This is a genomic window from Bartonella sp. MR168JLCBS (assembly GCF_042194175.1).
Genome location: NZ_JBHIMP010000191.1, coordinates 1 through 964, shown reverse-complemented (window position 1 = coordinate 964; position 964 = coordinate 1). Strand labels below are relative to the sequence as shown.

Genomic DNA, 964 nt, shown 5'->3' with positions numbered 1-964 from the left:
AAATGATCACCGACCCCAAAATGCTCGAATTGCTTGTTTGCCCAATTACAGGAGGAACACTCTCTTTAAACAGAAAAACGCAAGAATTAATCTCGTTCAAAGCAAAACTCGCCTATCCTATTCGCGATGGTGTTCCCATTATGCTTGCCTCAGAAGCCAGTCCTTTGCAGCACAATGAAAAAAGAGTCCATAAAAAATAAAGTGGCTTTGTTCAATTTTTCTTTCACAAACGAAAACGACATCTCTGTTTGAATTAACCTTCTTTTTTCGCAACTCGTTTTTTGTGAATTTGTTAAAAGCGTATTTTATATGCTCTTGAAAAAACTTGTTAAGTAAGATTTTTGAAAAGGTCATTATACATTCCTTTTCGTAAACCGTTTTTTTCATCAAAAAGGACGAAGAGAAAGTGAACTGAAGTCTCATAAAATAAGGAGAAGCGCATTATACAACGGTTGAGTATAAATTTGAGCAAAATCAACAAGGAAAATTGTTTTAATTCTGAGTGACGATTTAAGGAAATGATCCTATGAATGAGCTTGTGATTTTGATCGTATATGCAACGATTAATAGGGCCTGGAAGACTGAAAAACTCAAATACTAAAAATAAGTCTGCTTTGCGGGTATTCCGCAATTTCCGGGGGCTTTTGTTATGTCCAAGTAGCTATCAGCACGAAAAGCAAGAAGCTGATTTGAGTTCAGTGCTTCTAGATCTTGGAATACCAATGCGAGGGCGCTCACTCCCGGCGTAGAACTTTCGGAATACAAACCAAAAATCCACGTTTAATGACATTTCTGGAAGCAAAAAAATTTGCTTAAGAAGAAGCAAATGGGACTTTCTCAAAAACAATTAGGCTATCATTTAGGCGTACCTTTCTAACAAATCCAAAAGCATGAAATAAGGAATAAATCACGTAAGTGCAGGACGCTTACAGGAAATTGCCGAATACTGGATGTGCCTGTTTCC

At 36.9% G+C, this 964-nt stretch carries 1 protein-coding gene; it reads left to right on the top strand.

Annotation, left to right across the window (positions count from 1 at the left end; translation table 11 throughout):
• Positions 1–2 precede the first annotated feature (2 nt).
• Complete coding sequence (locus tag ACFIK8_RS10270; protein ID WP_375669365.1) at positions 3–200, top strand: Trm112 family protein; 198 nt, start codon at positions 3–5, stop codon at positions 198–200.
• The last annotated feature ends 764 nt before the right edge of the window (positions 201–964 follow it).